Genomic DNA, 25,567 nt, shown 5'->3' with positions numbered 1-25,567 from the left:
GTGCGGCCCTCGCGCTCAGTGCGGCAGCGTCGCCGGGTTGCCGCCGTTCGCCTCGTAGCCGGCCACCGCCAGTGCCCGGTACACCGCGAACTCGGCGGCCGGATCGCCGGACAGGGTCCACGGGAGGGCGCCCACATGGCCGTCGACGTGTATCAGCTGGTTCATGGCCTCCGACCAGCGCTCGGCACGGACCAGGAAGAAGACGAGCAGATGACGGACGTGAGCCAGCATCGGGTCGTCAGGGCGGGCCGAATGCACCGCGAACAGCGCGCCGTGCATCGCCTTCGTCACGACCTCGCTCTGGTAGAAGCTGCTGACCAGGTTCACTTCGGGGAGGTGCTCGAAGACCGCGAAGAGGGGCATGGCGGCCAGGAGCGAGCCTCGGGGGGCCCGGGCGGCCGCGGCCTCGGCGAAGGAGTACGCCAGCTCGCGCGAGCCGTGCCACTTCTCGCACCAGTAGTGCAGTGCCGCCAGGTGCGCGCCCATGTGCGCCGGGGCGCGGTCCAGGATCTTCAGCCACAGCTGCTCGAACTCCGGCTGCGCATACGCCAGCCCGCGGGCCACCGACAGCTCGACGATGTAGGGGATGGGGTCGCCGGGGGCCAGGAGTGCCGCCTGCCCGCAGGCGTCCTTCGCCTCCTCCATGATGATCCGGAACTCGTCCGTCCCGGGTGTCGACGTCCGCCACGCCTGCTGCACCAGGAACTCGGCGTGCACCGCCGCGCCGCCCGCGTCCTTGGGCTGCTCGGCCCGCCACACCCGCAGCCACTGTCCGCCCGGCGTCTCGCTGACCCCGCCGGGGCGCTGCTGGAGCTCCAGTGACGCCGCACCCGCGAAGGCCTGCACGCGCTGCCAGCGCAGCTCGCCCTCCGACTCCGTGCCGGCCAGCAGTTGCTGCGCCGCCCGGTAGTCCTGCGTGCGCTGCACCAGGTCCAGGACGTCCAGGAGGTCGTGGTCGGGGCCGGGCATGCGGATGTCCAGCTCCTCCTCCCGCACGAACCCGTAGTTCGCGGGGTCGGCGGCGTCGGGGTGGCCGGCCGGGACCTGCTGGATCATGCTCCGCCGGCGCCGCATGACCGGGAGCAGTACGAAGCCGAGCATGACCAGCGCGATCAGGACCCAGAGAAATTCCATGCCTCAAGCGTTCCAGACGCCACCGACAATTGGCCAACCCGTTCGGCGAACCTGTGGACAACCCGGCGGCGGCCGCTTCCCGGAACCGAGGGAGAACCCGACAGTACGGCCTCCCGCGCCCCGCCGTCCGGCACCCGCCCCGCGAGCGCACTACGCTCGGTGCACATGAGCGACTCGCACATCAGTCAGCACTTCGAGACCCTCGCGATCCATGCGGGCAACACCGCCGATCCCCTGACCGGCGCCGTCGTCCCGCCGATCTACCAGGTCTCGACCTACAAGCAGGACGGCGTCGGCGGCCTGCGCGGCGGCTACGAGTACAGCCGCAGCGCCAACCCGACCCGTACCGCCCTCGAAGAGAACCTCGCCGCCCTGGAGGGCGGCCGCCGCGGCCTCGCGTTCGCGTCCGGACTGGCGGCCGAGGACTGCCTGCTGCGTACGCTGCTCAGCCCCGGCGACCACGTGGTCATCCCGAACGACGCGTACGGCGGCACGTTCCGTCTCTTCGCGAAGGTCGTCTCCCGGTGGGGCGTGGAATGGTCGGTCGCCGACACCAGCGATCCCGCCGCCGTACGGGCCGCGATCACCCCGAAGACCAAGGCCGTGTGGGTGGAGACCCCTTCCAACCCGCTGCTCGGCATCACCGACATCGCTGCCGTCGCCCAGGTCGCCCGTGACGCGGGTGCCAGGCTGGTCGTCGACAACACCTTCGCCACGCCGTACCTGCAGCAGCCGTTGGCGCTCGGCGCGGATGTCGTGGTGCACTCCCTGACCAAGTACATGGGCGGCCACTCGGACGTCGTCGGCGGCGCGCTGATCGTCAACGACCCGGCGCTGGGCGAGGAGCTCGCGTACCACCAGAACGCGATGGGAGCGGTCGCCGGTCCCTTCGACTCCTGGCTGGTGCTGCGCGGCACCAAGACGCTGTCGGTGCGCATGGACCGGCACAGCGAGAACGCCACGAAGATCGCCGACATGCTCACCCGGCACGCGCGCGTGACGCGGGTCCTGTACCCGGGGCTGCCGGAGCACCCCGGTCACGAGGTCGCCGCGAAGCAGATGAAGGCGTTCGGCGGCATGGTCTCGTTCCAGGTCGAGGGCGGCGAGGAGGCGGCGGTCGAGGTCTGCAACCGCGCCAAGGTGTTCACGCTCGGCGAGTCCCTGGGTGGCGTCGAGTCGCTGATCGAGCACCCCGGGCGCATGACGCACGCCTCCGCGGCCGGCTCGGCCCTCGAGGTGCCCGCCGACCTCGTCCGCCTCTCCGTGGGCATCGAGAACGTCGAGGACCTCCTGGAAGACCTCCAGAGGGCCCTGGGCTAGTTCCAGGGGTGAGGCTCCCCCGGCGGGGAGCAGGTTCACCAGCCCGTCAGGGGTGGAGTCGTGTCCGAGGGTGGCTCCACCCAGGGCTGGGCCGTCAGCGCCCAGACGGCGAACGCCAGGGCCGCGGCGAACAGCAGCAGCCAGGCCAGGCGGCGGGCGAGCGTTCTGCGGCGCAGCATGCGGCCGCCGTGGCGTACGGCGTCCGCGCAGAGGTCCGGCGGCACCCGGGTCGGCGTCCGTTCCATGATCCGCCGCGCCGCCGCCTCCCGCTCGGGCCGGTTCACCCGTACCTCCCACGACTCGGCCGCCGTGTGGCCCTGTCCGTCACGACGGCGCCACCTTCGCTCCCGCCACCGTCGGTGCCGGGTCCCGCGGCGGGTGCAGGAGGGTGGCCGTCGCCCGGTCGCAGATCGCGTGGACGCGTTCGGCGGGCAGACCGAGCAGGGCCGCCGCCTGCTCCTCCGCGACCCCCTCGTACAACCGCAGGACGAGGATCAGGCGCTCCTGCGGAGTGAGGACGGCCAGGGCACCCGCGGGGTGCCGGCGGGCGCGGCGGCCGCTGCCGATACCGCCGTACCGGTGCCACGCTCCATGCGCGAAGCGGGTGGCGAGATACTGGCGGGTGCGGTCGTAGGGGTCCTCACCGCGCAGCCGGTCCCAGCCCGCGTACGTGTGGGCCAGGGCCAGGGTCAGCAGGCGTCGCGCGCGTGGGTTGTCGTCCGGTGTCTCCGCCGTGAGCAGTGTCGCGGTCTGCAGCAGCCGCCCGCCCGCGCCCGCGACGAACGCCTCGAACTCCCGGGCGCGGCGGGCACCTTGGGACGCATGCCGATCTCGCACCGCGCCTCCCGCCTGACGGTCGCCCTGGGGAACGGGCCCCTGCCGCGTGCGACGGAGACCCGGTCTCATATGAGGCCAGGGGCGGCCTTTCGGTCAAGAGCCGCGCACGGCCGGGTGAGGCGGCCGACGCACCGTGGCTCAGGTGGCCGACTGGGGCTCCGCGCCCGGCATCCCCTGGGCGGTCATCCGGGCGGACAGCGCGCCGTTGAAGCGTGTGAGGAGCGAGCAGAACGCCTCTCGCTCCTCCGGCGCCCAGTCGTGGGTCAGCTCGGCCATCAACTGGCGCCTCGACGAACGAACTTCCTCCAGCCGCGCCAGCCCGCGCGGCGACAGCTGGAGCACCACCGCGCGCCCGTCCTCCGGGTGCGAGGTCCGCTTGACCAGGCCGGTGTCGACCAGCGGAGCCACCTGCCGGGTGACGGTCGAGGAGTCGATGCCCATGCTCGCGGCGAGCGCCTTGACGCCCATCGGGCCCTCCTTGTCGAGCCGGTTGAGCAGGAGGTACGCGGCGCGGTCCATGGAGTTGCGCACCTGCCCGACGCCACCGAGCCGGGTCTGTTCGGCACGGCGGGCGAACACCGCCACCTCGTGCTGGAGGGTGTCGAGAAGGCCGGTGTCACCGACGGTCGTCATGTCCATCGACATTTCAGGTGTTGTGGGCATGGCCGGGGGCTCACTTCATGAAGGGTGCTGGCTGTGGGGGAAAGGGTACGCGGCCGGGAGGCGGGCCGTACCGGCGCTGCGGAAACCGGTCTCGGTGGTTGGTCACAGCGGCGCTTGCCGCATGTGAACTGCGAGACTTGAGTCATGAACTACCGCAAGGCCGACCCCTTGCCGCCGGTCACCCTGGACGACGTACGTGGGGCTCAGAAGATGCTCACGGGCGTGGCCCGGGTGACCGCGATGGAGGGCAGCAGGCATCTGTCGCGCCTGGTGGGCGCGCCGGTGCACTTCAAGTGCGAGAACCTCCAGCGGACCGGGTCGTTCAAGCTGCGCGGCGCGTACGTCCGTATCGCCGGGCTGCTGCCCGAGGAGCGGGCCGCCGGGGTCGTCGCCGCCAGTGCGGGCAACCACGCGCAGGGTGTCGCCCTGGCGTCGTCCCTGCTGGGCGTGCGTTCCACGGTGTTCATGCCCAAGGGTGCCCCGCTGCCGAAGATCAGCGCGACGCAGCACTACGGCGCCGAGGTGCGCCTGCACGGGCAGGTGGTCGACGAGACGCTGGCCGCCGCGCAGGAGTACGCGGCGCAGACCGGCGCGGTGTTCATCCACCCCTTTGACCACGCCGACATCATCGCAGGTCAGGGCACGGTGGGCCTGGAGATCCTGGACCAGTGCCCGGAGGTGCGCACGATCGTCGTCGGGATCGGTGGCGGTGGGCTGGCGGCGGGTGTCGCGGTCGCGGTGAAGGCGCTGCGGCCGGACGTGCGGATCGTGGGGGTGCAGGCGGAGGGCGCGGCGGCGTACCCGCCCTCGCTGGCGGCCGGGCACCCGGTGGCGATCGCGAACCCGGCGACCATGGCCGACGGCATCAAGGTGGGGCGGCCCGGTGACGTGCCGTTCGGGATCATCGGCGAGCTGGTGGACGAGGTCCGCACGGTCGGCGAGGACGCGCTGTCCACCGCGCTGCTGCTGTGTCTGGAGCGGGCCAAGCTGGTCGTCGAGCCGGCTGGGGCGAGCCCGGTCGCGGCGCTGCTGAGCGAGCCGGGGGCCTTCGAGGGCCCGGTGGTGGCGCTGCTGTCCGGCGGCAACGTCGACCCGCTGCTGCTTCAGCGCATCCTGCGGCACGGCATGGCCGCGCAGGGCCGCTACCTGGCGGTCCGGGTGCGTCTGACGGACCGGCCGGGCGCCCTCGCGGCGCTGCTCGGGGTGTTGTCGGTGGTCGACGCCAATGTCCTCGACGTGAGTCACGTCCGGACCGACCCTCGGCTCGGGCTCGCGGAGGCGGAGGTCGAGCTGCACCTGGAGACGAAGGGCGGGGAGCACTGCGCCGAGGTCGGCCGGGCCCTGCGTGAGGCGGGCTACACCGTCATCGGCTGAGGTCACGGGCACCCCGTTCACCCGATCGTGGCAGTGGGCCAGGGGCAGGGTGACGTTCAGGACACCGGTGGTACGGAGGTGCCGCTCGGCGACCGCATGACAGAGCCCCCGGCGTCACGGGGACGCCGGGGGCTTCGTCCAGGGGGTGTGCGGGGTCAGCCGCTGTACGGCTCGGCCTTCAGGATGCGCACGGAGGCCTTCTTGCCGTTGGGCAGCTCGTAGGCCGCGTCGTCGCCGACCTTGTTGCCGATCACGCCGGAACCCAGCGGGGACTGCGGCGAGTAGGTCTCGATGTCGGCGCTCGCGTACTCGCGTGAGGCGAGCAGGAACGTCATCGTGTCGTCCTCGTCACCGTCGAAGGCGATCGTGACGACCATGCCGGGCGCGACCGTACCGTCCGTCGAGGCCGGGGCCTCGCCGACCTTCGCGTTCTCCAGGAGCTGGGTCAGCTGGCGCACACGGAGCTCCTGCTTGCCCTGTTCCTCCTTGGCCGCGTGGTACCCGCCGTTCTCGCGCAGGTCGCCCTCCTCGCGCGCGGCCGCGATCTTGGCGGCGATCTCCGTGCGCGCAGGACCAGTAAGGTACTCAAGCTCGTCCTTGAGCTTGTTGTACGCCTCCTGGGTCAGCCAGGTGACGTTCTCGCTGGTCTGGGTCACAGGGTGCTCCTCGTCGGTACTGGGAATACAAAGCATCGCCCTACCAAGAAGAATGGTCCCTCACGGATGGGCGAAACCACGAGCCTAACAATTCAGTGGCCGAAGGGGGAGGACATAAGCCATCAGAATCACGTCAACGCAGGTCAGCGGCTACGCATTCCGGACGGTGTGCACGTCGTCAGCCAGTATCGGCCGATATCAGCCGGCGTGACAGCCGAGCAGTTCGGCAGTCGTGCCCCGGGTTGTCGTACGGAGCGTGACGACCTTGTCGATGCGGGTGGCGGAGCCGGAGAAACGGAAGTCCGCCCGGCCCACCTCGGAGCCGTCGGCGGCCTGTGAGCGCACCGTGCAGTAGCCGTCCGTGCCGGAGTCCTTGTGGACCTCGAGATGGACCTTCACCGCATCGTCCGAGGCGTCGAAGGTGATCACCTGGGCGCTGATCTCGTTCTGGACGACGTAGTGGTAGCCGAGGAAGCCGATCAGGGCGAGCAGGGCGGCGCCGAGCACGGCCCCGATCACCTTGAGCGTGCGGTCGGCGCGCTCGTCCGAGGAACGGCCGTAACGGCCCTCGGGCAGTCGCGTGCTCGCCGTACTCATGATCGTCCTCTCGGCAAGGCCTCGGCAGCGTCGGATGAAGCTCCGAAAGTGGGCTCCGGAGCGGGGCCCGGAATTATTCGCCCCCCGATTCCGTCACTATAGAAGCCGTCCGCCCGCCGCCCGACCGCCACCCCTCGACGACGTCCCTGCGGGACGACAACCCCTGAATTGCACCCGTTCACAGCGGGCGCCGACTTACTGAGGATTGAGTCTTGACTGACCAGCTGCGACTGATGGCCGTTCACGCGCACCCCGACGACGAGTCGAGCAAGGGCGCGGCCACCATGGCGAAGTACGTGTCCGAGGGGGTGGACGTGCTGGTCGTGACGTGCACCGGCGGGGAACGCGGCTCCATCCTCAACCCGAAGCTCCAGGGCGACAAGTACATCGAGGAGCACATCCACGAGGTACGCAAGAAGGAGATGGACGAGGCCCGCGAGATCCTCGGCGTCAAGCAGGAGTGGCTGGGCTTCGTCGACTCCGGCCTGCCCGAGGGCGACCCGCTGCCGCCGCTCCCCGAGGGCTGCTTCGCCCTGGAGGACGTCGACAAGGCGGCCGGCGAGCTGGTGCGGCAGATCCGCTCCTTCCGTCCCCAGGTGATCACCACCTACGACGAGAACGGCGGCTACCCGCACCCCGACCACATCATGACCCACAAGATCTCGATGGTGGCGTTCGAGGGCGCGGCGGACGCCGAGAAGTACCCGGAGAGCGAGTACGGCCCGGCCTACCGGCCGCTGAAGCTGTACTACAACCAGGGCTTCAACCGTCCGCGCACCGAGGCGCTGCACCAGGCGATGCTGGACCGGGGCCTGGAGTCGCCGTACGGGGACTGGCTCAAGCGCTGGAGCGAGATCGAGCGCGCCGAGCGCACGCTCACCACGCACGTTCCGTGCGCCGACTTCTTCGAGGTCCGCGACAAGGCGCTGATCGCGCACGCCACGCAGATCGACCCCGACGGTGGTTGGTTCCGCGTTCCGATGGAGCTCCAGAAGGAGGTCTGGCCCACGGAGGAGTACGAGCTCGCGAAGTCCCTCGTGGACACCACCCTCCCCGAGGACGACCTCTTTGCGGGCATCCGCGACAATGCCTGACATGAGCGCAAGCGTGAGCCTGGCAATGACGCACCTCGTTCCTCTCGCCAAGGAGGTCGACGAGAACAAGGTCACCCCCGGAGTCCTCGGCTTCATCGTCTTCGCGGTGATGGCCCTGGCGGTGTGGGGCCTGATGAGGTCGATGAGCAAGCACATGGGCAAGGTCGACTTCAAGGAAGCCCCGGACGCGAAGGCCTCCGGCGAGGGAGGTCCGGGGGCGGGCAAGGCATCCGGCCGGGTCAAGCCGCAGCGGGGCTGACCCCGCAGCGGGGCTGACCGGGCCCGGCCGGGGCGGGCCCCGGCCGGGAACCAGGGAGTCACTGCCGTGCCGGCACCGCCACCCCCATCACCTCCCGGGCATGCCGGCTCGGCACCATCCCCAGGCGCCAGGCCTGCCAGCCCGTCTCCAGGGTCACGCCTCGCTCCAGCAGGAGCTGGTACGCCTCCATGTAGTCGTCCAGCTTCTCGTCCCTCAGGGGATGGCGGGAGCGGGTCAGCTGGGCCAGTTCCTCCTGGGCCACCGCGGTGCCGACCTCTACGCCGCCGAGGGCGGCGTACGGCAGCAGGGTGCAGCGCAGGAAGCCGGCCCAGTCGGCGCCGCGGCGGTCGCCGTACGAGGCGAACAGGGTCGCGGCCTCGTCGCACAGGGACAGGGCCTGCTGGGTACGGGTGTTGCCCGCGTCGACGATCGCCAGCTCCAGGCAGGTCCAGGCCTCGCCGTGGGCGACGCCGATGCGCTGGAAGTCGGCGCGGGCGTCGACGAGGAGCTGGCGGGCGAAGCCCGAGTTGCGCAGCGAGCCCGTCTGGGCGGCGCGCTGGTCCCGCGTCACGCGCGCCGAGTGGTGGCGGGCGCACGCCAGGCCGTAGACGTCGCGTATGCGGGAGAACATCGTGCGGGAGCGTTCCAGCTCGCGGACCGCGCGGTCCAGGTCGCCCGTCTCCTCCAGGGCCTGGCCCAGGTAGTAGAGGGTCCAGGCCTCGCCGCGCGCGTCCTCGTTGTCGCGGTGCCGGGCCGCCGCCCGGCGCAGTCCGTCCACCGCCGGCGACGGGTCGCCGGCCACCAGCCGGGCCCGGGCCAGCTGGGTCAGCGCCCAGGCCGCGCCCCGGGCGTCGCGGGTACGGCCGTACAGGTCGAGGGCCTCGCCCAGCTCCGCCTCCGCCCGCGCCACGTCGCCCATGCGCAGGCTCAGCTGGCCGAGCTGGAAGTGGGCCCACGCCTCGCCGTGCACCGAACCGCCCTCGCGGTGCAGCACCAGGGAGCGGGACAGCAGGTCCAGGGCCTCGGCGACGCGGGCGCGGTCCCGTTGGACGGCGGCCAGCGCGTGCATCGTCCAGGCGCGGTCCGTCGCCAGTTTCGGGGCCGTCTGGAGGTCCAGGGCCTCCCGCAGCTTCGCCTCCGCCTCGGCCAGGTTGCCCTGGTGGTGCAGCGTGATGCCCAGCGAGCACAGGGCGCGGGCGGCGCCCGCGTCATGGTGGCCCTCCAGGTAGAGGTCGACCACGGACGTGAGCGTCGTGCGTGCCTTGTCGAGCTCGCCCAGCTGGCGGGCCGCGATACCTGTGCGCCACTGCACCGAACGGACCAGCAGGCCCTGGTCGACGGCCTGGGCCAGTTCGCTGATCTCGCCCAGGCGGTAGAGGTCGCCACGCAGCAGGCAGTAGTCGCACAGCGCGCCGAGCAGGTTCAGCACCGCCGCCTGGTTCACGCCCTCCGCCTGCCGCAGGGTCGCCGTGATGAAGCTCGACTCGTCGTCCAGCCAGCGCAGTGCCTCGTCGAGGGAGGTGAAGCCGTGTGGACTGAATCGGTCCGAGCGGGTCGACATGTTGCCGTCGACCAGCCGCAGCACCGAGTCGGCGAGGTCGGCGTAGCTCACGATCAGTCGTTCCTGCGCGGCCGTGCGCTCGGCCGGCTCCTCCTCGTCGAGGAGGCGGGCCTGCGCGAAGGCGCGGACCACATCGTGCAGGCGGTAGCGGTCGCCCCGGACGTGGTCGATCAGGCCCGCCCGGGACAGCGCGGCCAGGTGACGGGTCGCCTCCGGCTGATCGGTCGCGAGGAGCGCGGCGGCTGCCGCCGCGCCGAGCGAGGCCCGGCCCGCCAGGGCCAGCCTTCTCAGCAGCCGCCGGGCCGGATCGGGCTGGTCGGTGTAGCGCAGCCAGAGCACCCGCTCGACCGGCTCGACCGGGCCGTACGCGCCCAGGTCCGTGGCGAGCTGCCGGGGTGAGCGCGGGCCGAGCGCGGAGCCCGCGATGCGCAGCGCCAGTGGCAGCGCGCCGCACAACTCCCTTATCAGGTCGGCGGATTCGGCGTCGTACGGACCCGAACTGTCCTGCGCGGCCGCGTCCAGCAGCTCCTCCGCGCCGGCCGCGTCCAGGGCCTCCACCGGGAGCTGGTGCACCCAGGCCGGGAGGTCGGCGGGCAGGTCGAGGGGCTCCCGCGCGGTGACCAGGACCAGGCTGTCGGAGCGCTCGGGGACGAGTGTGCGGACCTGCTCGGGGTCCGAGGCGTCGTCCAGGATCACGGTGACCGGCAGCCCCGTCAGGTGCTGGTGGTACAGCTCGCTCAGCCGCTTGACCTGCTGGTCGGCGGAGGAGCGCTCCCGGAACAGCAGCTGCTCCCGGGGCGCGCCGAGCCGGTTCAGCAGGTGCAGCAGCGCGTCGCGGGTGGGCAGCGGCGGCCCCTCCGCGCTGTCGCCGCGCAGATCGACCACGCACGCACCCCGGAACTGGTCCCTCAGGTCGTGGGCGGCACGGACCGCGAGGGTCGTACGGCCGCTGCCGGGCGCACCGTGCAGTACGACGACCGCAGGCCGGGTCTCCGTGCTCGCGCGGGCCGCCTGCACCCACTGCCGGATCCGCGCCATCTCCGTCCGCCGCCCCGCGAACGGCCCTACGGGCTCCGGGAGTTGCCCGAAGGACTGCTCCAGTACGCTCCGCCCCCGCGCGGCCGCGCTCTTGTCCGCGCCGCGCAGCTGCGGCCCCGTCTTCTTCGGACCGGTGGACGCGCTCAGCACCCGCTGCTGGTCCAGGAACGGGCGGATCCCGCGCACCTCCAGCGCCGTCAGCCACTGCAACCGCAGCTGCTCCGGGCCACCGGGCTGGCCGGCGGCACCCGCCCGGTGGTGCGCGGCGGGCAGATGGGAGCCGGCCACCTTCACGACGGTGGCCGCCGCGCCGACGACCCCGACGGTGGCCCCGGCGCCGAGTGCCGTGCCCGCGCCGGTGCCGAGGGCCAGGTCGGCGACGGCGGCCGCGACCGCGGCAACGGCCGCCACCAGTAGCGGAGTTCCACCACCCTCCCGTGCGTACCGCTGCCCGAAACTGAGCGTGCCGGCCTCCGCCTCGTCGAGCGCCCGCGTATAGGCCCCGTACTCCTCGGCGGCCGTCTGCGCCATGGCGTCCAGCGCGCCGCGCGCCCGGGTGCCGAGCGCCTGCCCGTCGGTACGGCCGCCCGACCGCCGCACCTCCTCCTCGACGGCCCGAGCGATCAACCGCTCGGCCTCCGCCCTGTGATCGTCCCGCATGCCAGGTCCCCCTCCGGCGGCGATGGTGTTCCTCTTGGTCAAGTGTGCGGCGGATGGGGAGCGGAGGGGAGAGGGCGGACGGCCCGCCTCCGTGGTGCGAGCCGCGCCGCACCCGTGCTGTCCGCAGTTCCGGGGGTACTGGGGCAGGATGGACACCATGCCGAACCGACTGGCCCATGAGACGTCCCCGTACCTGCTTCAGCACGCCGACAACCCCGTCGACTGGTGGCCCTGGTCGGAAGAGGCGTTCGAGGAGGCGCGCGGGAGCGGCAAACCGGTGCTGCTGAGTGTCGGTTACAGCAGCTGCCACTGGTGCCATGTGATGGCGCACGAGTCCTTCGAGGACCAGCAGACCGCCGACTACCTCAACGCGCACTTCGTCAACATCAAGGTCGACCGCGAGGAACGCCCCGACGTCGACGCCGTCTACATGGAGGCCGTGCAGGCGGCGACCGGGCAGGGCGGCTGGCCCATGACCGTGTTCCTCACCCCGGACGCGGAGCCCTTCTACTTCGGCACCTACTTCCCGCCCGCGCCCCGGCACGGCGCGCCCTCCTTCCGTCAGGTGCTGGAAGGCGTGCACAGCGCCTGGACCGACCGGCGCGACGAGGTCGCCGAGGTCGCCGGGAAGATCGTGCGGGACCTGGCGGCTCGCGAGATCTCCTACGGCGACACGCAGACCCCGGGCGAGGAGGAACTCGCGCGGGCGCTGCTCGGGCTCACCCGGGAGTACGACGCCCAGCGCGGTGGGTTCGGTGGGGCGCCCAAGTTCCCGCCGTCCATGGTCGTCGAGTTCCTGCTGCGGCACCACGCCCGCACGGGCTCCGACGGGGCGCTCCAGATGGCGCAGGACACCTGCGAGCGCATGGCCCGCGGCGGCATCTACGACCAGCTGGGCGGCGGCTTCGCCCGGTACTCCGTGGACCGGGAATGGGTCGTGCCGCACTTCGAAAAGATGTTGTACGATAATGCGCTACTTTGTCGGGTTTATGCGCACCTTTGGCGGGCCACGGGGTCCGAGCTCGCCCGCCGCGTCGCCCTGGAGACCGCCGACTTCATGGTGCGGGAACTCCGGACGAACGAAGGCGGGTTCGCCTCCGCGCTCGACGCCGACAGTGACGACGGGACGGGCAAGCACGTCGAAGGCGCGTACTACGTGTGGACGCCCGGGCAGCTCGCCGAGGTCCTCGGCGCCGAGGACGCCGAACTCGCCGCCCATCACTTCGGCGTGACCGAGGAGGGCACCTTCGAGGAGGGCGCCTCCGTCCTCCAGCTCCCCCAGCACGAGGGTGTGTTCGACGCCGAGCGGATCGTGTCCGTCCGGGAGCGGCTGCTGGCCGCGCGTGCGCGGCGCCCCGCCCCCGGCCGCGACGACAAGGTGGTCGCCGCCTGGAACGGCCTCGCGATCGCCGCCCTCGCCGAGACCGGCGCCTACTTCGACCGCCCCGACCTGGTCGAGGCCGCCGTCTCCGCCGCCGATCTCCTCGTACGGCTGCATCTGGACGACCACGCACGGCTGGCCCGTACGAGCAAGGACGGCCGGGTCGGCGCGAACGCGGGTGTGCTGGAGGACTACGCCGACGTCGCCGAGGGCTTCCTCGCGCTCGCGTCCGTGACCGGGGAGGGGGTGTGGCTCGAATTCGCCGGGCTCCTCCTCGACCATGTGCTGACCGGCTTCGTCGATCCGAAGTCGGGATCCCTGTACGACACCGCCGCCGACGCCGAGAAGCTGATCCGCCGGCCGCAGGACCCGACCGACAACGCCGCCCCCTCCGGCTGGACCGCCGCGGCCGGTGCCCTGCTGGGCTATGCGGCACAGACGGGCGCCGAGCCCCATCGCACCGCCGCAGAGCGGGCGTTGGGCGTGGTGAAGGCGCTGGGGCCGCGCGTGCCGCGGTTCATCGGCTGGGGGCTCGCCGTCGCCGAGGCGCTGCTCGACGGGCCGCGGGAGGTCGCGATCGTCGGTCCGTCGCTCGACGATCCGGCCACCAGGGCCATGCACCGTACGGCGCTTCTCGGCACCGCCCCCGGTGCCGTCGTCGCCGTCGGAACTCCGGGGAGTGACGAGTTTCCGCTGCTCGCGGATCGGCCGCTCGTCGGCGGTGAACCGACCGCGTACGTCTGCCGCAACTTCACCTGTGACGCTCCGACCACCGATCCGGAGCGGCTGCGCGGGGCGCTGAACGGCTGAAACGAGAGGCGGCGGCGATTCCCGCATGGCGTCGGCCTTCCTGCTCCCGCGCGGCGTGCCGTCCTTGGTGATCCTCGTCGTACGGGGCTGGACCATCGCGAACATCGCTGAGCGGCCTCGGTGAAGTCCGCTTCGGTTCCGCAGCGCCCTCGAAGGGGCGCGGGGCTGTGTCGATATGCGGCTCCGCCGCGTGGGCGCGACCAGCCACGACGATGCCGCAGGCGATGGACGGCGCATCGCCGCACATCCCGCGGAGCGCTCAGCGGTCGCCCGCGAACTCCGCCAGGGCGCGCTCCACGATGGCCTCCAGCTGCTCGTGGTGCGCGCCCTTCCAGTACGCGCGCCCGCACGCGCGGCACTGCGCGAAGACGTCGTACGACCGGTGGGTGCCGTGTTTCAGCTGGTCGGCGACCTCGTCCTTGGTGGCTTCCTTCAGCACGCCGTTGCAGGCGGTGCAGCGGGTCCAGGGGCGCAGTTCGGGGGCGAAGCGGTGCAGGACGTCGCGGAGCTGGTCGTCGGGGTCGGTGCTGTAGACGAAGCCTCCGGCCCACAGTTCGCGGCGGCGCAGGAGGCCTCGGTCGCGGCTGAGCATGACCCGCTGCTCGGCTGCCGAACGGGCGGCGAGGGCGGGGTCGCCGATGTCGGTCGACTCGTACGCGGTGTCCACGCCGAGCAGGCGCAGACGGCGGGCGAGGGTGCCGAGGTGGACGTCGAGGAGGAAGCGGAGGGGAGCTCCGGGGACCTGCTGGGGGCGGGCGACCGGGCGGACGGTCACCGACTCGCCGTTCGCCGGGATGTGCGACACCGGGACCTCACGGCCGTCGACGACGAGGGCGCCGACCTCCGTCAGCGGGACTCCGAGGGACTCGACGACATGGCCGAGGGTCGAGACGCCGTCGACGGCGAGGGCGGTGGCGGCCCCGCGCCGGGCGTGCGGGACGAACAGGGCCAGCTCGGGGGCGACTTCGACGCGGATCTCGGGTGCGTTCACCTGGTCAGGATGGCACGGGGGAGGGACGGGGTCTCAGCGGTTTTCGTTTCCCAGGCCGTGCTCCAGGACGTCCAGCGCGCGGTCGAGGAGGCCCTCGAAGTCGTCCTCGTGGCTGTGCTCGGCCCAGTACAGGGACGTCTCCATCAGGCCGCCGATGAGGGACATCGCGTAGACGCGGACCTCCAGGCTGTCGGGGTCGCGGCCGGTGCGCTCGCCGATCGCGGCGCAGAGCACGCGGCCGGTGACCGACATGCTCTCCATCATCCGTGAGCGCATCGCCGGAACCGTGACCATCAGGTGGGTACGCAGCCGCGCCACCTCCGGGTCCTCCTCGATACCCACGCGGGCGCCCTCCCGCATCACGTACCGCATGGTCTCCGACAACGGCTCGTCCGCCGAGCGGGCCCGCAGCAGTTCCAGGAGGATCGGGTCGTACTCGTCCGTGAGGACGATGTCCTCCTTGGTCGGGAAGTACCGGAAGACAGTCGACGGCGACACCTCGGCGCGCTCGGCGATCTGGTCGATCGTCGTGGCGTCGTACCCCTGCTCCTTGATCAGCGCGTACGTGGCGGCACGGATCGCCTCGCGGGTCTTGATCTTCTTGCGCTCACGGAGCCCCAGCTGGGGGCGGTCGGCGGGGGTGGTGCTGCGTGCGGCCGTCATGGGATTCATTGTCGGGCATCCTCCGTGGCGGCGGCGATGCCGGTGCTGCCGCACTCCGTACGCCGTGCCGCGGGCGCGCCCGGCAGGAACGCCGCCGCCAGCAGCGCCGAGACCAGGGCCGAGACGCCGCACACCAGCAGGACCAGGGTCATGCCGTGGACGTACGCGCCGTTCGCGGAGGCGGCGAGGTGCGCGGAACCGGCCTTCTCGGCGATCATGTGCGCGGCGACCACCGAGTCCCCGGCGGTGTCCGCGGCCCCGGCGGGCAGGCCGGTCACATCGAGGCGGTCGCGGAAGACGTTGGAGAGCAGGCTGCCGAGCAGCGCGATGCCGACGGCGGAGCCGACCTGGCGGAACGTCAGCAGCAGCCCGGAGCCGCTGCCCGCGCGGTCGCCGGGCAGGGTGGCCAGCGCTCCGGTCATGGCCGGCACGAGCGCGAAGCCGAAGCCCAGGCCGGCGACGGTGAGCCACAGCGCGGTGAAGCCGTAGCCGGAGTGGACCGTCGTACGGCTGCCGAGGAGGGCGGCGAAAGCGAGGACCACCAGTCCCGCGCTGACCGAGGCGCGCGCCCCGAATCGGACTGCGACCGGTGCGGCGAGCTTCGCGGCGACGGACAGGCCGAGAACCATCGGCAGCAGCCGGACACCGGTGGCGAGGGTGTCGTTGCCGAGGACGGCCTGGAGGTAGGGCGGCAGCACGAACAGCAGACCGGACAGCACGAACATGACCAGGGTCGCGGCGATGGTGTTGAACAGGAAGCCGCGATGGGCGAGCAGCGTCATGTCGAGCATGGGGCGCTCCACCCGGCGCTCGCGCAGCACCAGCCCGGCGATCAGGACCGCGGACCCGGCGAACATGCTCAGGACCAGCGGGTCGCCCCAGCCGCGCTCGGGGGCCTCGATGATCGCGTAGATGAGCGCGCCGAGCCCCGCGGCGGTGAAAGCGGTGGAGAGGGTGTCGACCTCGGGGGAGGCGGGGTCGCGGGTTTCGGGGAGCAGGAAGACGCAGGCGGCGATGCCGATCGCGACCATCGGGACGTTCAGCACGAACACCGAGCCCCACCAGAAGTGGTCCAGCAGCCAGCCGCCGATGATCGGCCCCAGCGGCAGGCCGAGCGCGGAGCCGGTGGAGACCAGGCCGATGGCCTTGCCGCGCTCTTCGGGCGGGAACAGCGACGGCAGCACGGACATGGCGAGGGGCGTGATCAGCGCCGCGCCGACGCCCATGACCGCGCGGGCGCCGATCACCCAGTTCACGTCCTGGGCCAGCGCGCCGACGACGGAACCGGCGAGGAAGATCCCGAGCCCGGCGATCAGCATCCGCCGCCGCCCGAACCGGTCGCCGAGCAGCCCCGCCGGGAGCATCAGCGCCGCGAAGACGACGACGTAGGCGTCCGCCATCCACTGCTGCTCGCCGGTGGTGGCACCCAGGTCGCTCGCCATCGTCGGCAGCGCCACGTTCAGGATCGTCATGTCGAAGCCGAGCACCAGCATGCTCGCGACCAGGGCCCCGAGGGCCCACCAGCGGCGCGGGTCGCGCCGTTCGGTTCCCAGCCGAGTGACAGTAACCATGAAATGAGAGTAACTCTCAAACAAATGCGTCTGTCAATATGGAGGCGCTGTCGGCACAGAGAAATGGCCACGGCTCGCAAGCCGTGGCCATGAAGGGGGGAGGGGAGCGCTACGCGTGCTGGTACGCCACCAGTGAGATGCCGACGTAGTGGACGACGAACGCGGCGAGGGTGAGCGAGTGGAACACCTCGTGGAAGCCGAACCAGCGCGGTGACGGGTTGGGTCGCTTGATCCCGTAGATCACGCCGCCCGCGCTGTAGAGGACGCCGCCGACGATCACCAGGACGAGGACCGCGATGCCGCCGGTGCGCATGAAGTCCGGCAGGAAGAAGACGGCTGCCCAGCCCATCGCGATGTAGCAGGGGGTGTAGAGCCAGCGCGGGGCGCCGACCCAGAAGACGCGGAAGACGATGCCCGCGGCGGCCGCGCCCCAGATGCCCCACAGCAGCCACTGCCCCTTGGTCTCCGGGAGCAGCAGCATGGTCAGGGGGGTGTAGGTGCCCGCGATGATCAGGAAGATGTTCGCGTGGTCGAGACGGCGCAGGATGCCGTCCATTCTCGGGCTCCAGTCGCCCCGGTGGTACAGGGCGCTCACACCGAACAGCAGGCACGCCGTCAGCGCGAAGATCCCGCAGGCGATGCGGCCGCGGGTCGAGTCGGCGAGGGCGGTGAGTACGAGGCCTGAGATCAGTGCGGCCGGGAACATGCCCAGATGCAGCCAGCCGCGCAGCTTGGGCTTGATCGGGTGCGGCAGGGAGAGCCCGACGGGGCCGCGGCCTGCGGCCGGCGTGTCCGTGGGCGCGTCGGGGACGGGCGCAGTCATGCGGGGCATCGTACCTACGGAACCGTAAGTTACGTATCAGTACAGCACTCCGAGTGGTCATGATCTCACGCGATTTGCGCAACGCAAAAAGACCTTCAGTCGAACCTCATGTGGACGCAAAGAAGCGCGGCTACACGTGGCGATGGTCACTCCGCTCACTTGTGACGTCCTCTGGACATATGGGCGGACTAGTCGGATGATCAAATGAGTGCGGTCGGCACCGGATGAGCGGACATGGTTCCGCGGTGCAGCATCCGGGTCGCAGCCCCCACGGGGCCTCCAACAAAAAATCCCCTCTTTTTAGGAGCAATCGTGGCGCTCGACATCGCGGCTCCCGTCATTCCCACCAACCATCAGGAACTGATCTCGTGGGTCAACGAGATCGCCGAACTGACGCAGCCGGACAACGTGGTCTGGTGTGACGGATCCGAGGCTGAGTACGACAGGCTGTCCGAGGAGCTGGTGGCCAAGGGCACCTTCAAGAAACTCGACCCGATCAAGCGCCCCAACTCCTACTACGCGGCCTCCGACCCCACCGACGTCGCCCGGGTCGAGGACCGGACCTTCATCTGCTCGGAGAAGGAGCAGGACGCCGGCCCGACCAACCACTGGAAGGCCCCCGCCGAGATGCGGGAGATATTCCAGGGCGAGAAGGGCATCTTCCGCGGGTCGATGCGCGGCCGGACGATGTACGTCGTCCCGTTCTGCATGGGGCCGCTCGGCTCGGACCTCTCCGCGATCGGCGTCGAGATCACCGACTCCGCCTACGTCGCCGTGTCCATGCGCACCATGACCCGCATGGGCCGTCCGGTCCTGGACGAGCTGGGCTCCGACGGATTCTTCGTGAAGGCCGTGCACACCCTCGGCGCCCCCCTCGAGAAGGGCGAGGCGGACGTCCCGTGGCCGTGCAACAGCACCAAGTACATCTCCCACTTCCCGGAGAGCCGCGAGATCTGGTCCTACGGCTCCGGCTACGGCGGCAACGCCCTGCTCGGCAAGAAGTGCTACGCCCTGCGCATCGCCTCCGTCATGGCCCGTGACGAGGGCTGGCTGGCCGAGCACATGCTGATCCTCAAGCTGACCCCGCCGCAGGGAGAGTCCAAGTACGTCGCCGCAGCCTTCCCGAGCGCCTGCGGCAAGACGAACCTCGCCATGCTGGAGCCGACCATCTCCGGCTGGACCGTCGAGACCATCGGTGACGACATCGCCTGGATGCGCTTCGGCGAGGACGGCCGCCTCTACGCGATCAACCCCGAGGCCGGCTTCTTCGGCGTCGCGCCCGGCACCGGTGAGCACACCAACGCCAACGCGATGAAGACCCTGTGGGGCAACTCCGTCTTCACCAACGTCGCCCTCACCGACGACAACGACATCTGGTGGGAGGGCATGACGGAGGAGACTCCGGCCCACCTGACGGACTGGAAGGGCAACGACTGGACGCCCGAGTCCGACGTCCCGGCGGCCCACCCGAACGCCCGCTTCACCGTCCCCGCCGCGCAGTGCCCGATCATCGCACCGGAGTGGGAGGACCCGAAGGGCGTGCCGATCTCGGCGATCCTCTTCGGCGGCCGCCGCGCGACAGCGGTGCCGCTGGTGACGGAGTCCTTCGACTGGAACCACGGCGTCTTCCTCGGCGCCAACGTGGCGAGCGAGAAGACCGCCGCCGCCGAGGGCAAGGTCGGCGAGCTGCGCCGCGACCCCTTCGCCATGCTGCCGTTCTGCGGCTACAACATGGGCGACTACATGGGCCACTGGGTCGACGTCGCCAAGGACAAGGACCAGGCGAAGCTCCCGAAGATCTACTACGTCAACTGGTTCCGCAAGAACGACGAGGGCAAGTTCGTCTGGCCCGGCTTCGGCGAGAACAGTCGCGTCCTGAAGTGGATCGTCGACCGCCTCGACGGCAAGGCCGAGGGCGTCGAGACCCCGATCGGCATCCTGCCGGCCAAGGGCGCCCTGGACACCAAGGGCCTGGACCTGTCCGACTCCGACCTGGACTTCCTGCTCACGGTCGACAAGGAGGTCTGGCGCGAGGAGGCCGCCCTGGTCCCCGAGCACCTCAACACCTTCGGCGACCACACGCCCAAGGAGCTGTGGGACGAGTACCGCGCTCTGGTGCAGCGCCTGGGCTGACCGCCCCCGAAGACGCCGCGGCCGGCTCCGATCGTGCCCTGACCAGCTACATCGTCACGGTCGGCCGCGGTGAAAGCACCACAGACCGGCGAGGCTGCGCACAACGGCGTGCTCAGCCCCGGGCCTGTCGCCACGTCCCCGTCCGCCCCGACGGGGAACCTGGCGACAGGCCTTCGCCTGCTTCCCCGGCGTTTCGTCACTGCGACGGGTCCGCTACTGAGACCGGTCCTCGAGATACCGCGTGTGCGACTCCTGCCGCCGCGCCTCCGTCTCCCGCAGGCCCGCCGCCAGCCGGTCCGCCTCCTCGTGCAGCAGCGTCAGCTGCCGCTCCAGATGCCGTTCCGGCGGCTCCTGCCCCGGCGCCAGCCGCGTCCACCACCGAGTCCGTACGAACGTGTCGACGGCCTCCGGGATGTCCTGCCGTACGGCCCGGGAGAGCGTGTGGACGCCCTCCGGGTCCTGGGCGAGCACCTCGGTGACCCAGCCGGGGTCGAGCAGCGCGGCCAGCAGTTCGGTCAGTTCGGTGAGCCGGCCCGCGGCGGCGGGCGGCAGTTCGACGTCCGCGAGATAGCCGCGCAGCCGCCCGAAGTCGCCCCGCACCTCGTCGAGCCGGGCCGACGGGTCCGGGAAGTCGGGCAGCGGCGGCCGCTCCGGCGGGGCGATCAGCGCGCCCGCGCCGTACAGGCCCACGACGACGACCGGCCAGTACGGGCCCGCCACTCCCGTGAAGGTCAGCACCAGGCCGACGAGTCCGCAGGCGGCGCCGGCGATGTTCTTGCGGGACTCGAGATAGCCGAGGAACTCACTGGTAGCCACGGATCTCCTCGAAGGCGCCGTCCAGCGAGCCCTGCTGGGCGTCGAAGAGGAGTTCAGGGACTCCACGGTCGCTGCCATCACCTCGGCCGACTGGACCTTGTCGGTGTCGATGGCGTCGAGGGTTCGGAACTGTTGCCGCTTGACCGTGCAGGAGTGCGCTTTCGCGAGTGTGAGTGAGCGATGGTGCCGTGATGGGGGCAGGGGGAAGGGTTTCTGGCCGGTGGGAACGGGAGTTTGTCTGCCGAATGCGTGACCTTTGTGGGCGGGGTTCGTTGAGCGGGACGACGGGATGTGGCAGCGCGCTACTGGGGTGGGGTGACGGGGTGGGTGGGCTGCGGGAGGTGGCGGCGTCGTTCGTGGTGCCCGGCCCTGCGGGGGTGGCGATCCGGGCCCGGCTACGGGTGTCGCAGGCGGATGCGGCGGTGCTGGCCGAGATGGGGGTGTTCCTTGGCGGACTGGCCGCGGGTGATCTCGCCGTGCGCTGTCGCCAGGGCCTGGGGCACGATGCCGCCGGGTGGGCGGTGCGGAAGCGGGAGCTGACCGGGGTCTCGTCGGCGCGGTGGGCGGGCAGTATCACCAAGGCCACGCATGATCAGTGGGCTTTGGCGAGGCGTGGGCAGACGGCAGAGCTGGCCTGGTTGCGCGGGCAGATCACGCAGGTCGAGGCGCGGCTGGCGCGTCCGCTGGGGGCGAAGGCGGACAAGCGGGCGGGGCTGGTGCGGGGGTACGGGTCGCGGTCGGAGTGGCATGCCAAGTCCCGCCGCCTGCACGCCCTACGGACCCGACTGAGCGCGAGGGAGGCGGACTGGGCGGCGGGCCGGGTGCGGGTGGTGCGCGGCGGCAAGAAACTCGCCCACCTGCGCCACCACCTGGATGCGGCCGGGCTGGACGAGCGGGCGTGGGGGGAGCGGTGGCGGGCGGCGCGGATGTTCCTGGCCGCGGACGGGGAGTCCGGCAAACGCTTCGGCAACGAGACGATCCGCATCACCGACACCGGGCAGATCTCCCTCAAACTCCCCGCCGCCCTGGCGCATCCGGCCAACGCCCCACACGGCCGGTATGTGCTGGACGCGACCGTGCAGTTCGCGCACCGGGGTGCGGAGTGGCTGGAACGGATCACGGGCAATCGGGCGGTGGCCTACCGCATCCACCACGACGTCCTGCGGGGCCGCTGGTACGTGACCGCCTCCTGGCAACGCGCGGCCGCCCCCGCCCTGCCACTGGAAGCGGCGCTCGCCAAGGGTGTGGTTGCCGTCGACATGAACGACGACCACCTGGCTGCCTGGCGCCTGGATGGGCACGGCAACCCGGTGGGCGAGCCCCGCCGCTTCTTCTACGACCTGACCGGCTCCACGGCGCATCGGGACGCGCAGATCCGGCACGCCCTCACGAGGCTGCTGCATCACACCCGCGCCACCGCCGCGGCGGCGATCGCGATCGAGGACCTGGACTTCACCGACGGACGGTGCCGGGAGAAGCACGGCCGCAACAAACGCTTCCGCCGCCTGATCTCCCGCTTCCCCACCGCCAGGCTGAGGGCGCGGCTGGTATCGATGGCCGCCGAACAGAACATCGCCATCGTCGCGGTCGACCCCGCCTACAGCTCCCGGTGGGGCGCCCAGCACTGGCAGCAGCCGCTGACCAGCAGCAACCGACAGGTTTCCCGGCACGATGCGGCGAGCATCGCGATCGGGCGACGCGCCCTCGGGCATCCGATCCGGCGACGGACGGCACCGCCCCCTGTTCACCAGAGTGATGAGCAGGGGCATCGGACCGCCCAGGCCCGACCGGAGACCCGCAGGCGTGAGGGACCCCGCCCCCGCCTTCCCGGACCACGGACGAGATCCGTGTCGCCCGGCAGCGGAGCGAAAGCGGGCGACCAGCGTGCCCAACACCGTTCGGGGCACACGGCTGAGCATGAGTTCTGGCAACAGGGCTCACTCCCACTCAGTCTCTAGGAACGGTGCCGGTCAACTCCCCGTACTTTTCGGCCCCCTTGAGCTGCTGCCAGGTCGGGTCGTCCCGGGCGGCGTCGAGGTAAGCGGTCATCTTGGGGGTGCCGCGATTTCTGCTGTCGAGCCCGTTCCCGGGAGCACTTCGGCGGCGCCGCGGTGGGCCATGACGTAGAACGGGCGAAGGAGAGTCCCCCGTATTTAGTACTTCTCGGCGAGTTCGGCGGCCGGCGCCTGGCTCGGGGAAAGGCGACGTCGTACCCCTTGAGGTTGAGGCCCTCCATGGCCCACGAGCCCGAGGTCTCCGCCTTCACGCTGTAGCCCTTGGCGGCGAGGGCCTTCACCACGTCCGGATCCGCGAAGAACGGTATGCAACAGGAACGGGGGATTCCAGGGCGGAGGTGTCTGCGGGCGCCCAGGGCGAAGGTGTCTGTGGGGTTCCAGGGCGAAGGCGTCTGTGGCGCCCGGTCCGCGCGTCGCTGCGGGTGCACGCGGACCGGGGCCGTTCGAGGGGCCCCGGTGAGGGGGTGTCAGCCGGCGGCGCTGAGCTCCTGCCGCTCCGCCAGGGCGGCGGCATGCGCGTCCATGCGCTCCGCCGCCAGGATCGCCGCCGCCGTGTCGGCGCGGGAGGCCGCGACGACGAGGGCGCGGCCCGCGAGGGCGTGGGCCCGCTCGTGCAGTGCCGTCTGCTGCGGCTCCTCGCCGACGGCGGTCACCGCCGCGCGGACCGGCGCGTGCCCTCCGCGCAGCCGGGCGACCTGCCGCGCGAGCCGTTCGGCCGCGCCGTCCAGGTCGGCCGACGGGGCGGAGCCGCGCAGTTCGTCCGTGACGGCGAGCAGCGCCGCGAGATGGCCCGCGAGCTGGATGTCCAGCTCCTCCTCGCGGGAGCGGTGGGGAAAGTCGGAGGTGCTGCCGGCCATCGTGCTGTGGACCGACTTGGTGCGGATCGGTTCGTACATGGGATGGCCTCCTGTGCTCTGACAGGAAACCATCCTAGCTTGGATTTCGTCTAAAGTTGAGTGGTTCGCGAAAAGGGGGCGTCCTGTACGCGCAGCGTGAGCGTCAGGGCTGGCTGTAGCCGTCCAGGAAGTTGCCGATCCGGCCCACCGCGTCCCGCAGGTCCCCGACCGACGGCAGGGTCACCACGCGGAAGTGGTCCGGTTCGGGCCAGTTGAAGCCGGTGCCCTGGACGACCATGATCTTCTCGCTGCGCAGCAGGTCGAGGACCATCCGCCGGTCGTCCTTGATCTTGAAGACCTTGGGGTCGAGGCGCGGGAAGAGATACAGCGCCCCCTTCGGCCGCACACACGTCACGCCCGGGATCTGGGTCAGCAGCTCGTAGGCGGTGTCCAGCTGCTCCTTCAGGCGCCCGCCCGGCAGAACCAGGTCGTTGATGGTCTGGCGCCCGCTGAGCGCGGCGACGACACCGTGCTGGCCCGGCATGTTCGCGCACAGGCGCATGTTCGCCAGGATCGTCAGGCCCTCGATGTAGGAGTCGGCGTGGGCGCGCGGGCCGGAGATCGACATCCAGCCGACGCGGTAGCCGGCGACCCGGTACGCCTTCGACATGCCGTTGAAGGTGAGCGTGAGCAGGTCGGGCGCGATCGCGGCGGTCGAGGTGTGCGTGGCGCCGTCGTAGAGGATCTTGTCGTAGATCTCGTCCGAGCAGACCAGCAGGTTGTGGCGGCGGGCGATGTCGGTCAGCCCCTTGAGCATCGCCTCGTCGTACACCGCGCCCGTCGGGTTGTTCGGGTTGATGATGACGATCGCCTTGGTGCGGTCGGTGACCTTCCGCTCCACGTCCGCGAGGTCGGGCATCCAGTCGGACTGCTCGTCGCAGCGGTAGTGGACGGCGGTGCCGCCGGACAGGGACACGGCGGCGGTCCACAGGGGGTAGTCGGGCGCCGGTACGAGGACCTCGTCGCCGTCGTCCAGCAGCCCCTGCATCGCCATCACGATCAGCTCGGAGACGCCGTTGCCGACGAAGACGTGCTCGACGTCCGTCTCGATGCCGAGGGTCTGGTTGTGCATGACGACGGCCCGGCGGGCGGCCAGCAGACCCTTCGCGTCCCCGTACCCGTGGGCCGACGACACATTGCGGAGGATGTCCTCCAGGATCTCGGGCGGGCACTCGAAGCCGAAGGCGGCCGGGTTGCCGGTGTTCAGCTTGAGGATGCGGTGCCCTGCCGCCTCGAGCCGCATCGCCTCCTCGAGTACCGGGCCCCGGATCTCGTAACAGACGTTGGCGAGCTTGGTCGACTGGATCACCTGCATGTCCGTGAGCTTACGGCCCGGTAACGCCTCATGGCCCGTGTTTTCCGCCACGTGAGACGCGGCGGTTTGTGCGGTTATCGCCGGTAGCTGTCTCAGGAACCCCGCCCGTCTCTAGAATTCGCGGTCATGTCCACCCCATCTCAGCGCCAGAGCGGGGCATACGGCGCGAATGCCGCAAGCGGTCCGATCGATGCTCCCGGCGCCCACCCCGGCGAGGGGTCCCCGACGCACCCGAACGTGTACCACCCGCAGGAGGCGGCGGCCCCCGCGTACGAGGAGTACGTCGATCCCGCGGCCGCGCACGGGTGGACGGACGCGTACGACGAGACACGCGAGCTGCCGGCCGTGGTCGAGGGGGGGCCCGGGGAGCCCGGGGAGCCTGTGGCGCCCGGGGGGCCCGTGGCGCCCGGGACGCCTTCCGGCCCCGGTCGGCGCGCCCGGCGGAAGCAGGGGGCGGCACGGAAGCGCCGTGCGGCGGTCGTCGCCGGTGCGGTGGGGGTCGTGTCCGTGGCGGCGGTGATAGCCGGGTTCTCCTTCTCCGGGTCGTCCTCGGGGTCGTCGGGGGACGGGCGGGGCGGGCAGGACCGTACGACCGGGGAGTCCGTGGCGGCCACGGAGGACACCGACGGGGTGACTGCCGGGGCGTCGGGCAGCCCGGGCGAGGCCGCGCCCCCCGCTTCCCCCACGCCCTCCGCGGGCGCGTCGAACAGCTCCAAGGCGTCCCCGGACAGCACCGCGTCGTCCTCGCCCACCCCTTCCGTCACCGGTACGTCGGCCGCCGCCGGCACGCCGACCTCCACCGCGAGCACCTCCACCGCGAGCACCTCCGCCCCGGGCAACTCCGGCAGTGGCCGCGGGCACGGCCACGGCGGCAAGTCCGGCTAGGAGTCCGGCGCGTCTGCCGGATCCGGCCAACCCCCGGCCGGAAACGACTCTTTGCTCACCCTCTCCTCTGCGATC

General features: G+C 71.4%; 22 protein-coding genes and 1 pseudogene. 8 read left to right on the top strand and 15 right to left on the bottom strand.

The window, feature by feature from the left end; all coding sequences use genetic code 11:
• Positions 1 to 15: 15 nt before the first annotated feature.
• A complete protein-coding gene (locus tag ACFY16_RS10150; protein ID WP_390646631.1) occupies positions 16 to 1,134 on the bottom strand; it encodes a hypothetical protein in 1,119 nt (372 codons plus the stop codon).
• Between the two features lie 165 nt (positions 1,135 to 1,299).
• Here ACFY16_RS10150 and ACFY16_RS10145 point away from each other — a divergent pair, with 165 nt between their 5' ends.
• Entirely contained in the window at positions 1,300 to 2,454 is a 1,155-nt protein-coding gene (locus ACFY16_RS10145; protein WP_390646630.1) for a cystathionine gamma-synthase, read from the top strand.
• A 35-nt stretch (positions 2,455 to 2,489) separates the two neighbouring features.
• On the opposite strand, the gene ACFY16_RS10140 is transcribed toward ACFY16_RS10145, so the two are convergent.
• From ACFY16_RS10140 to ACFY16_RS10130, 3 genes are all read right to left on the bottom strand, one after another.
• Complete coding sequence (locus tag ACFY16_RS10140) at positions 2,490 to 2,738, bottom strand: hypothetical protein (RefSeq protein WP_390646629.1); 249 nt, start codon at positions 2,736 to 2,738, stop codon at positions 2,490 to 2,492.
• A gap of 40 nt (positions 2,739 to 2,778) precedes the next feature.
• The gene (locus ACFY16_RS10135; RefSeq protein ID WP_390646628.1) at positions 2,779 to 3,291 is read right to left on the bottom strand and encodes a sigma factor-like helix-turn-helix DNA-binding protein; all 513 of its coding nucleotides are present in this window, start codon (positions 3,289 to 3,291) and stop codon (positions 2,779 to 2,781) included.
• 138 nt (positions 3,292 to 3,429) lie between these two features.
• Entirely contained in the window at positions 3,430 to 3,936 is a 507-nt protein-coding gene (locus ACFY16_RS10130) for a MarR family winged helix-turn-helix transcriptional regulator (RefSeq protein ID WP_390646708.1), read from the bottom strand.
• 162 nt (positions 3,937 to 4,098) lie between these two features.
• Here ACFY16_RS10130 and ilvA point away from each other — a divergent pair, with 162 nt between their 5' ends.
• Positions 4,099 to 5,328, top strand: coding sequence for a threonine ammonia-lyase (gene ilvA, locus ACFY16_RS10125; RefSeq protein WP_390646627.1), 1,230 nt, complete (start codon positions 4,099 to 4,101; stop codon positions 5,326 to 5,328).
• Positions 5,329 to 5,483: 155 nt separating this feature from the next.
• Here the strand turns inward: ilvA and greA are convergent, their stop codons facing one another.
• A complete protein-coding gene (greA, locus tag ACFY16_RS10120; RefSeq protein WP_351147020.1) occupies positions 5,484 to 5,984 on the bottom strand; it encodes a transcription elongation factor GreA in 501 nt (166 codons plus the stop codon).
• A gap of 198 nt (positions 5,985 to 6,182) precedes the next feature.
• Positions 6,183 to 6,581, bottom strand: coding sequence for a DUF4307 domain-containing protein (locus ACFY16_RS10115; protein WP_390646626.1), 399 nt, complete (start codon positions 6,579 to 6,581; stop codon positions 6,183 to 6,185).
• 212 nt (positions 6,582 to 6,793) lie between these two features.
• Here ACFY16_RS10115 and mca point away from each other — a divergent pair, with 212 nt between their 5' ends.
• Positions 6,794 to 7,675: a mycothiol conjugate amidase Mca gene (gene mca, locus ACFY16_RS10110; protein WP_390646625.1), complete on the top strand. Its 882-nt coding sequence runs from the start codon at positions 6,794 to 6,796 to the stop codon at positions 7,673 to 7,675.
• A complete protein-coding gene (locus ACFY16_RS10105; protein ID WP_390646624.1) occupies positions 7,668 to 7,934 on the top strand; it encodes a hypothetical protein in 267 nt (88 codons plus the stop codon). The genes mca and ACFY16_RS10105 overlap by 8 nt, the downstream gene beginning before the upstream one ends.
• A gap of 58 nt (positions 7,935 to 7,992) precedes the next feature.
• Here ACFY16_RS10105 and ACFY16_RS10100 read toward each other — a convergent pair whose 3' ends face one another.
• Positions 7,993 to 11,193, bottom strand: coding sequence for a tetratricopeptide repeat protein (locus tag ACFY16_RS10100; RefSeq protein ID WP_390646623.1), 3,201 nt, complete (start codon positions 11,191 to 11,193; stop codon positions 7,993 to 7,995).
• Between the two features lie 157 nt (positions 11,194 to 11,350).
• Between ACFY16_RS10100 and ACFY16_RS10095 the strand changes: the two genes are divergently transcribed.
• Complete coding sequence (locus ACFY16_RS10095) at positions 11,351 to 13,384, top strand: thioredoxin domain-containing protein (RefSeq protein WP_390646622.1); 2,034 nt, start codon at positions 11,351 to 11,353, stop codon at positions 13,382 to 13,384.
• A 259-nt stretch (positions 13,385 to 13,643) separates the two neighbouring features.
• On the opposite strand, the gene ACFY16_RS10090 is transcribed toward ACFY16_RS10095, so the two are convergent.
• From ACFY16_RS10090 to ACFY16_RS10075, 4 genes are all read right to left on the bottom strand, one after another.
• Complete coding sequence (locus ACFY16_RS10090; protein WP_390646621.1) at positions 13,644 to 14,375, bottom strand: Mut7-C RNAse domain-containing protein; 732 nt, start codon at positions 14,373 to 14,375, stop codon at positions 13,644 to 13,646.
• A gap of 33 nt (positions 14,376 to 14,408) precedes the next feature.
• Positions 14,409 to 15,047: a TetR/AcrR family transcriptional regulator gene (locus tag ACFY16_RS10085; protein WP_390646620.1), complete on the bottom strand. Its 639-nt coding sequence runs from the start codon at positions 15,045 to 15,047 to the stop codon at positions 14,409 to 14,411.
• Complete coding sequence (locus ACFY16_RS10080) at positions 15,044 to 16,609, bottom strand: DHA2 family efflux MFS transporter permease subunit (RefSeq protein WP_390646619.1); 1,566 nt, start codon at positions 16,607 to 16,609, stop codon at positions 15,044 to 15,046. The genes ACFY16_RS10085 and ACFY16_RS10080 overlap by 4 nt, the downstream gene beginning before the upstream one ends.
• A gap of 109 nt (positions 16,610 to 16,718) precedes the next feature.
• Complete coding sequence (locus tag ACFY16_RS10075; RefSeq protein WP_390646618.1) at positions 16,719 to 17,432, bottom strand: hemolysin III family protein; 714 nt, start codon at positions 17,430 to 17,432, stop codon at positions 16,719 to 16,721.
• Between the two features lie 312 nt (positions 17,433 to 17,744).
• Between ACFY16_RS10075 and ACFY16_RS10070 the strand changes: the two genes are divergently transcribed.
• Positions 17,745 to 19,565 carry a phosphoenolpyruvate carboxykinase (GTP) gene (locus ACFY16_RS10070; RefSeq protein WP_390646617.1) on the top strand — a complete coding sequence of 607 codons (1,821 nt, stop codon included), beginning with the start codon at positions 17,745 to 17,747 and terminating at the stop codon, positions 19,563 to 19,565.
• Between the two features lie 213 nt (positions 19,566 to 19,778).
• Here the strand turns inward: ACFY16_RS10070 and ACFY16_RS10065 are convergent, their stop codons facing one another.
• Complete coding sequence (locus ACFY16_RS10065; protein WP_390646616.1) at positions 19,779 to 20,381, bottom strand: hypothetical protein; 603 nt, start codon at positions 20,379 to 20,381, stop codon at positions 19,779 to 19,781.
• Between the two features lie 323 nt (positions 20,382 to 20,704).
• Between ACFY16_RS10065 and ACFY16_RS10060 the strand changes: the two genes are divergently transcribed.
• Positions 20,705 to 22,339, top strand: a complete 1,635-nt coding sequence (locus ACFY16_RS10060; RefSeq protein ID WP_390646615.1) for an IS200/IS605 family accessory protein TnpB-related protein — start codon at positions 20,705 to 20,707, stop codon at positions 22,337 to 22,339.
• A gap of 1 nt (position 22,340) precedes the next feature.
• Here the strand turns inward: ACFY16_RS10060 and ACFY16_RS10055 are convergent.
• The 3 genes and pseudogenes from ACFY16_RS10055 to ACFY16_RS10045 form a co-directional block, all read right to left on the bottom strand.
• Positions 22,341 to 22,752 (bottom strand): annotated as a pseudogene (locus ACFY16_RS10055) (hypothetical protein); the annotation flags it as partial.
• 111 nt (positions 22,753 to 22,863) lie between these two features.
• A complete protein-coding gene (locus ACFY16_RS10050; protein WP_390646614.1) occupies positions 22,864 to 23,292 on the bottom strand; it encodes a hypothetical protein in 429 nt (142 codons plus the stop codon).
• Between the two features lie 103 nt (positions 23,293 to 23,395).
• Entirely contained in the window at positions 23,396 to 24,607 is a 1,212-nt protein-coding gene (locus tag ACFY16_RS10045; RefSeq protein WP_390646613.1) for a pyridoxal phosphate-dependent aminotransferase, read from the bottom strand.
• A gap of 126 nt (positions 24,608 to 24,733) precedes the next feature.
• Between ACFY16_RS10045 and ACFY16_RS10040 the strand changes: the two genes are divergently transcribed.
• Positions 24,734 to 25,492 carry a hypothetical protein gene (locus ACFY16_RS10040; RefSeq protein ID WP_390646612.1) on the top strand — a complete coding sequence of 253 codons (759 nt, stop codon included), beginning with the start codon at positions 24,734 to 24,736 and terminating at the stop codon, positions 25,490 to 25,492.
• Positions 25,493 to 25,567 lie beyond the last annotated feature (75 nt).

This window comes from Streptomyces sp. NPDC001315 (assembly GCF_042896175.1).
Lineage (GTDB): Bacteria > Actinomycetota > Actinomycetes > Streptomycetales > Streptomycetaceae > Streptomyces.
Note: the sequence above shows the minus strand (reverse complement) of the source record. Positions and strands in the feature narration are given on the sequence as shown.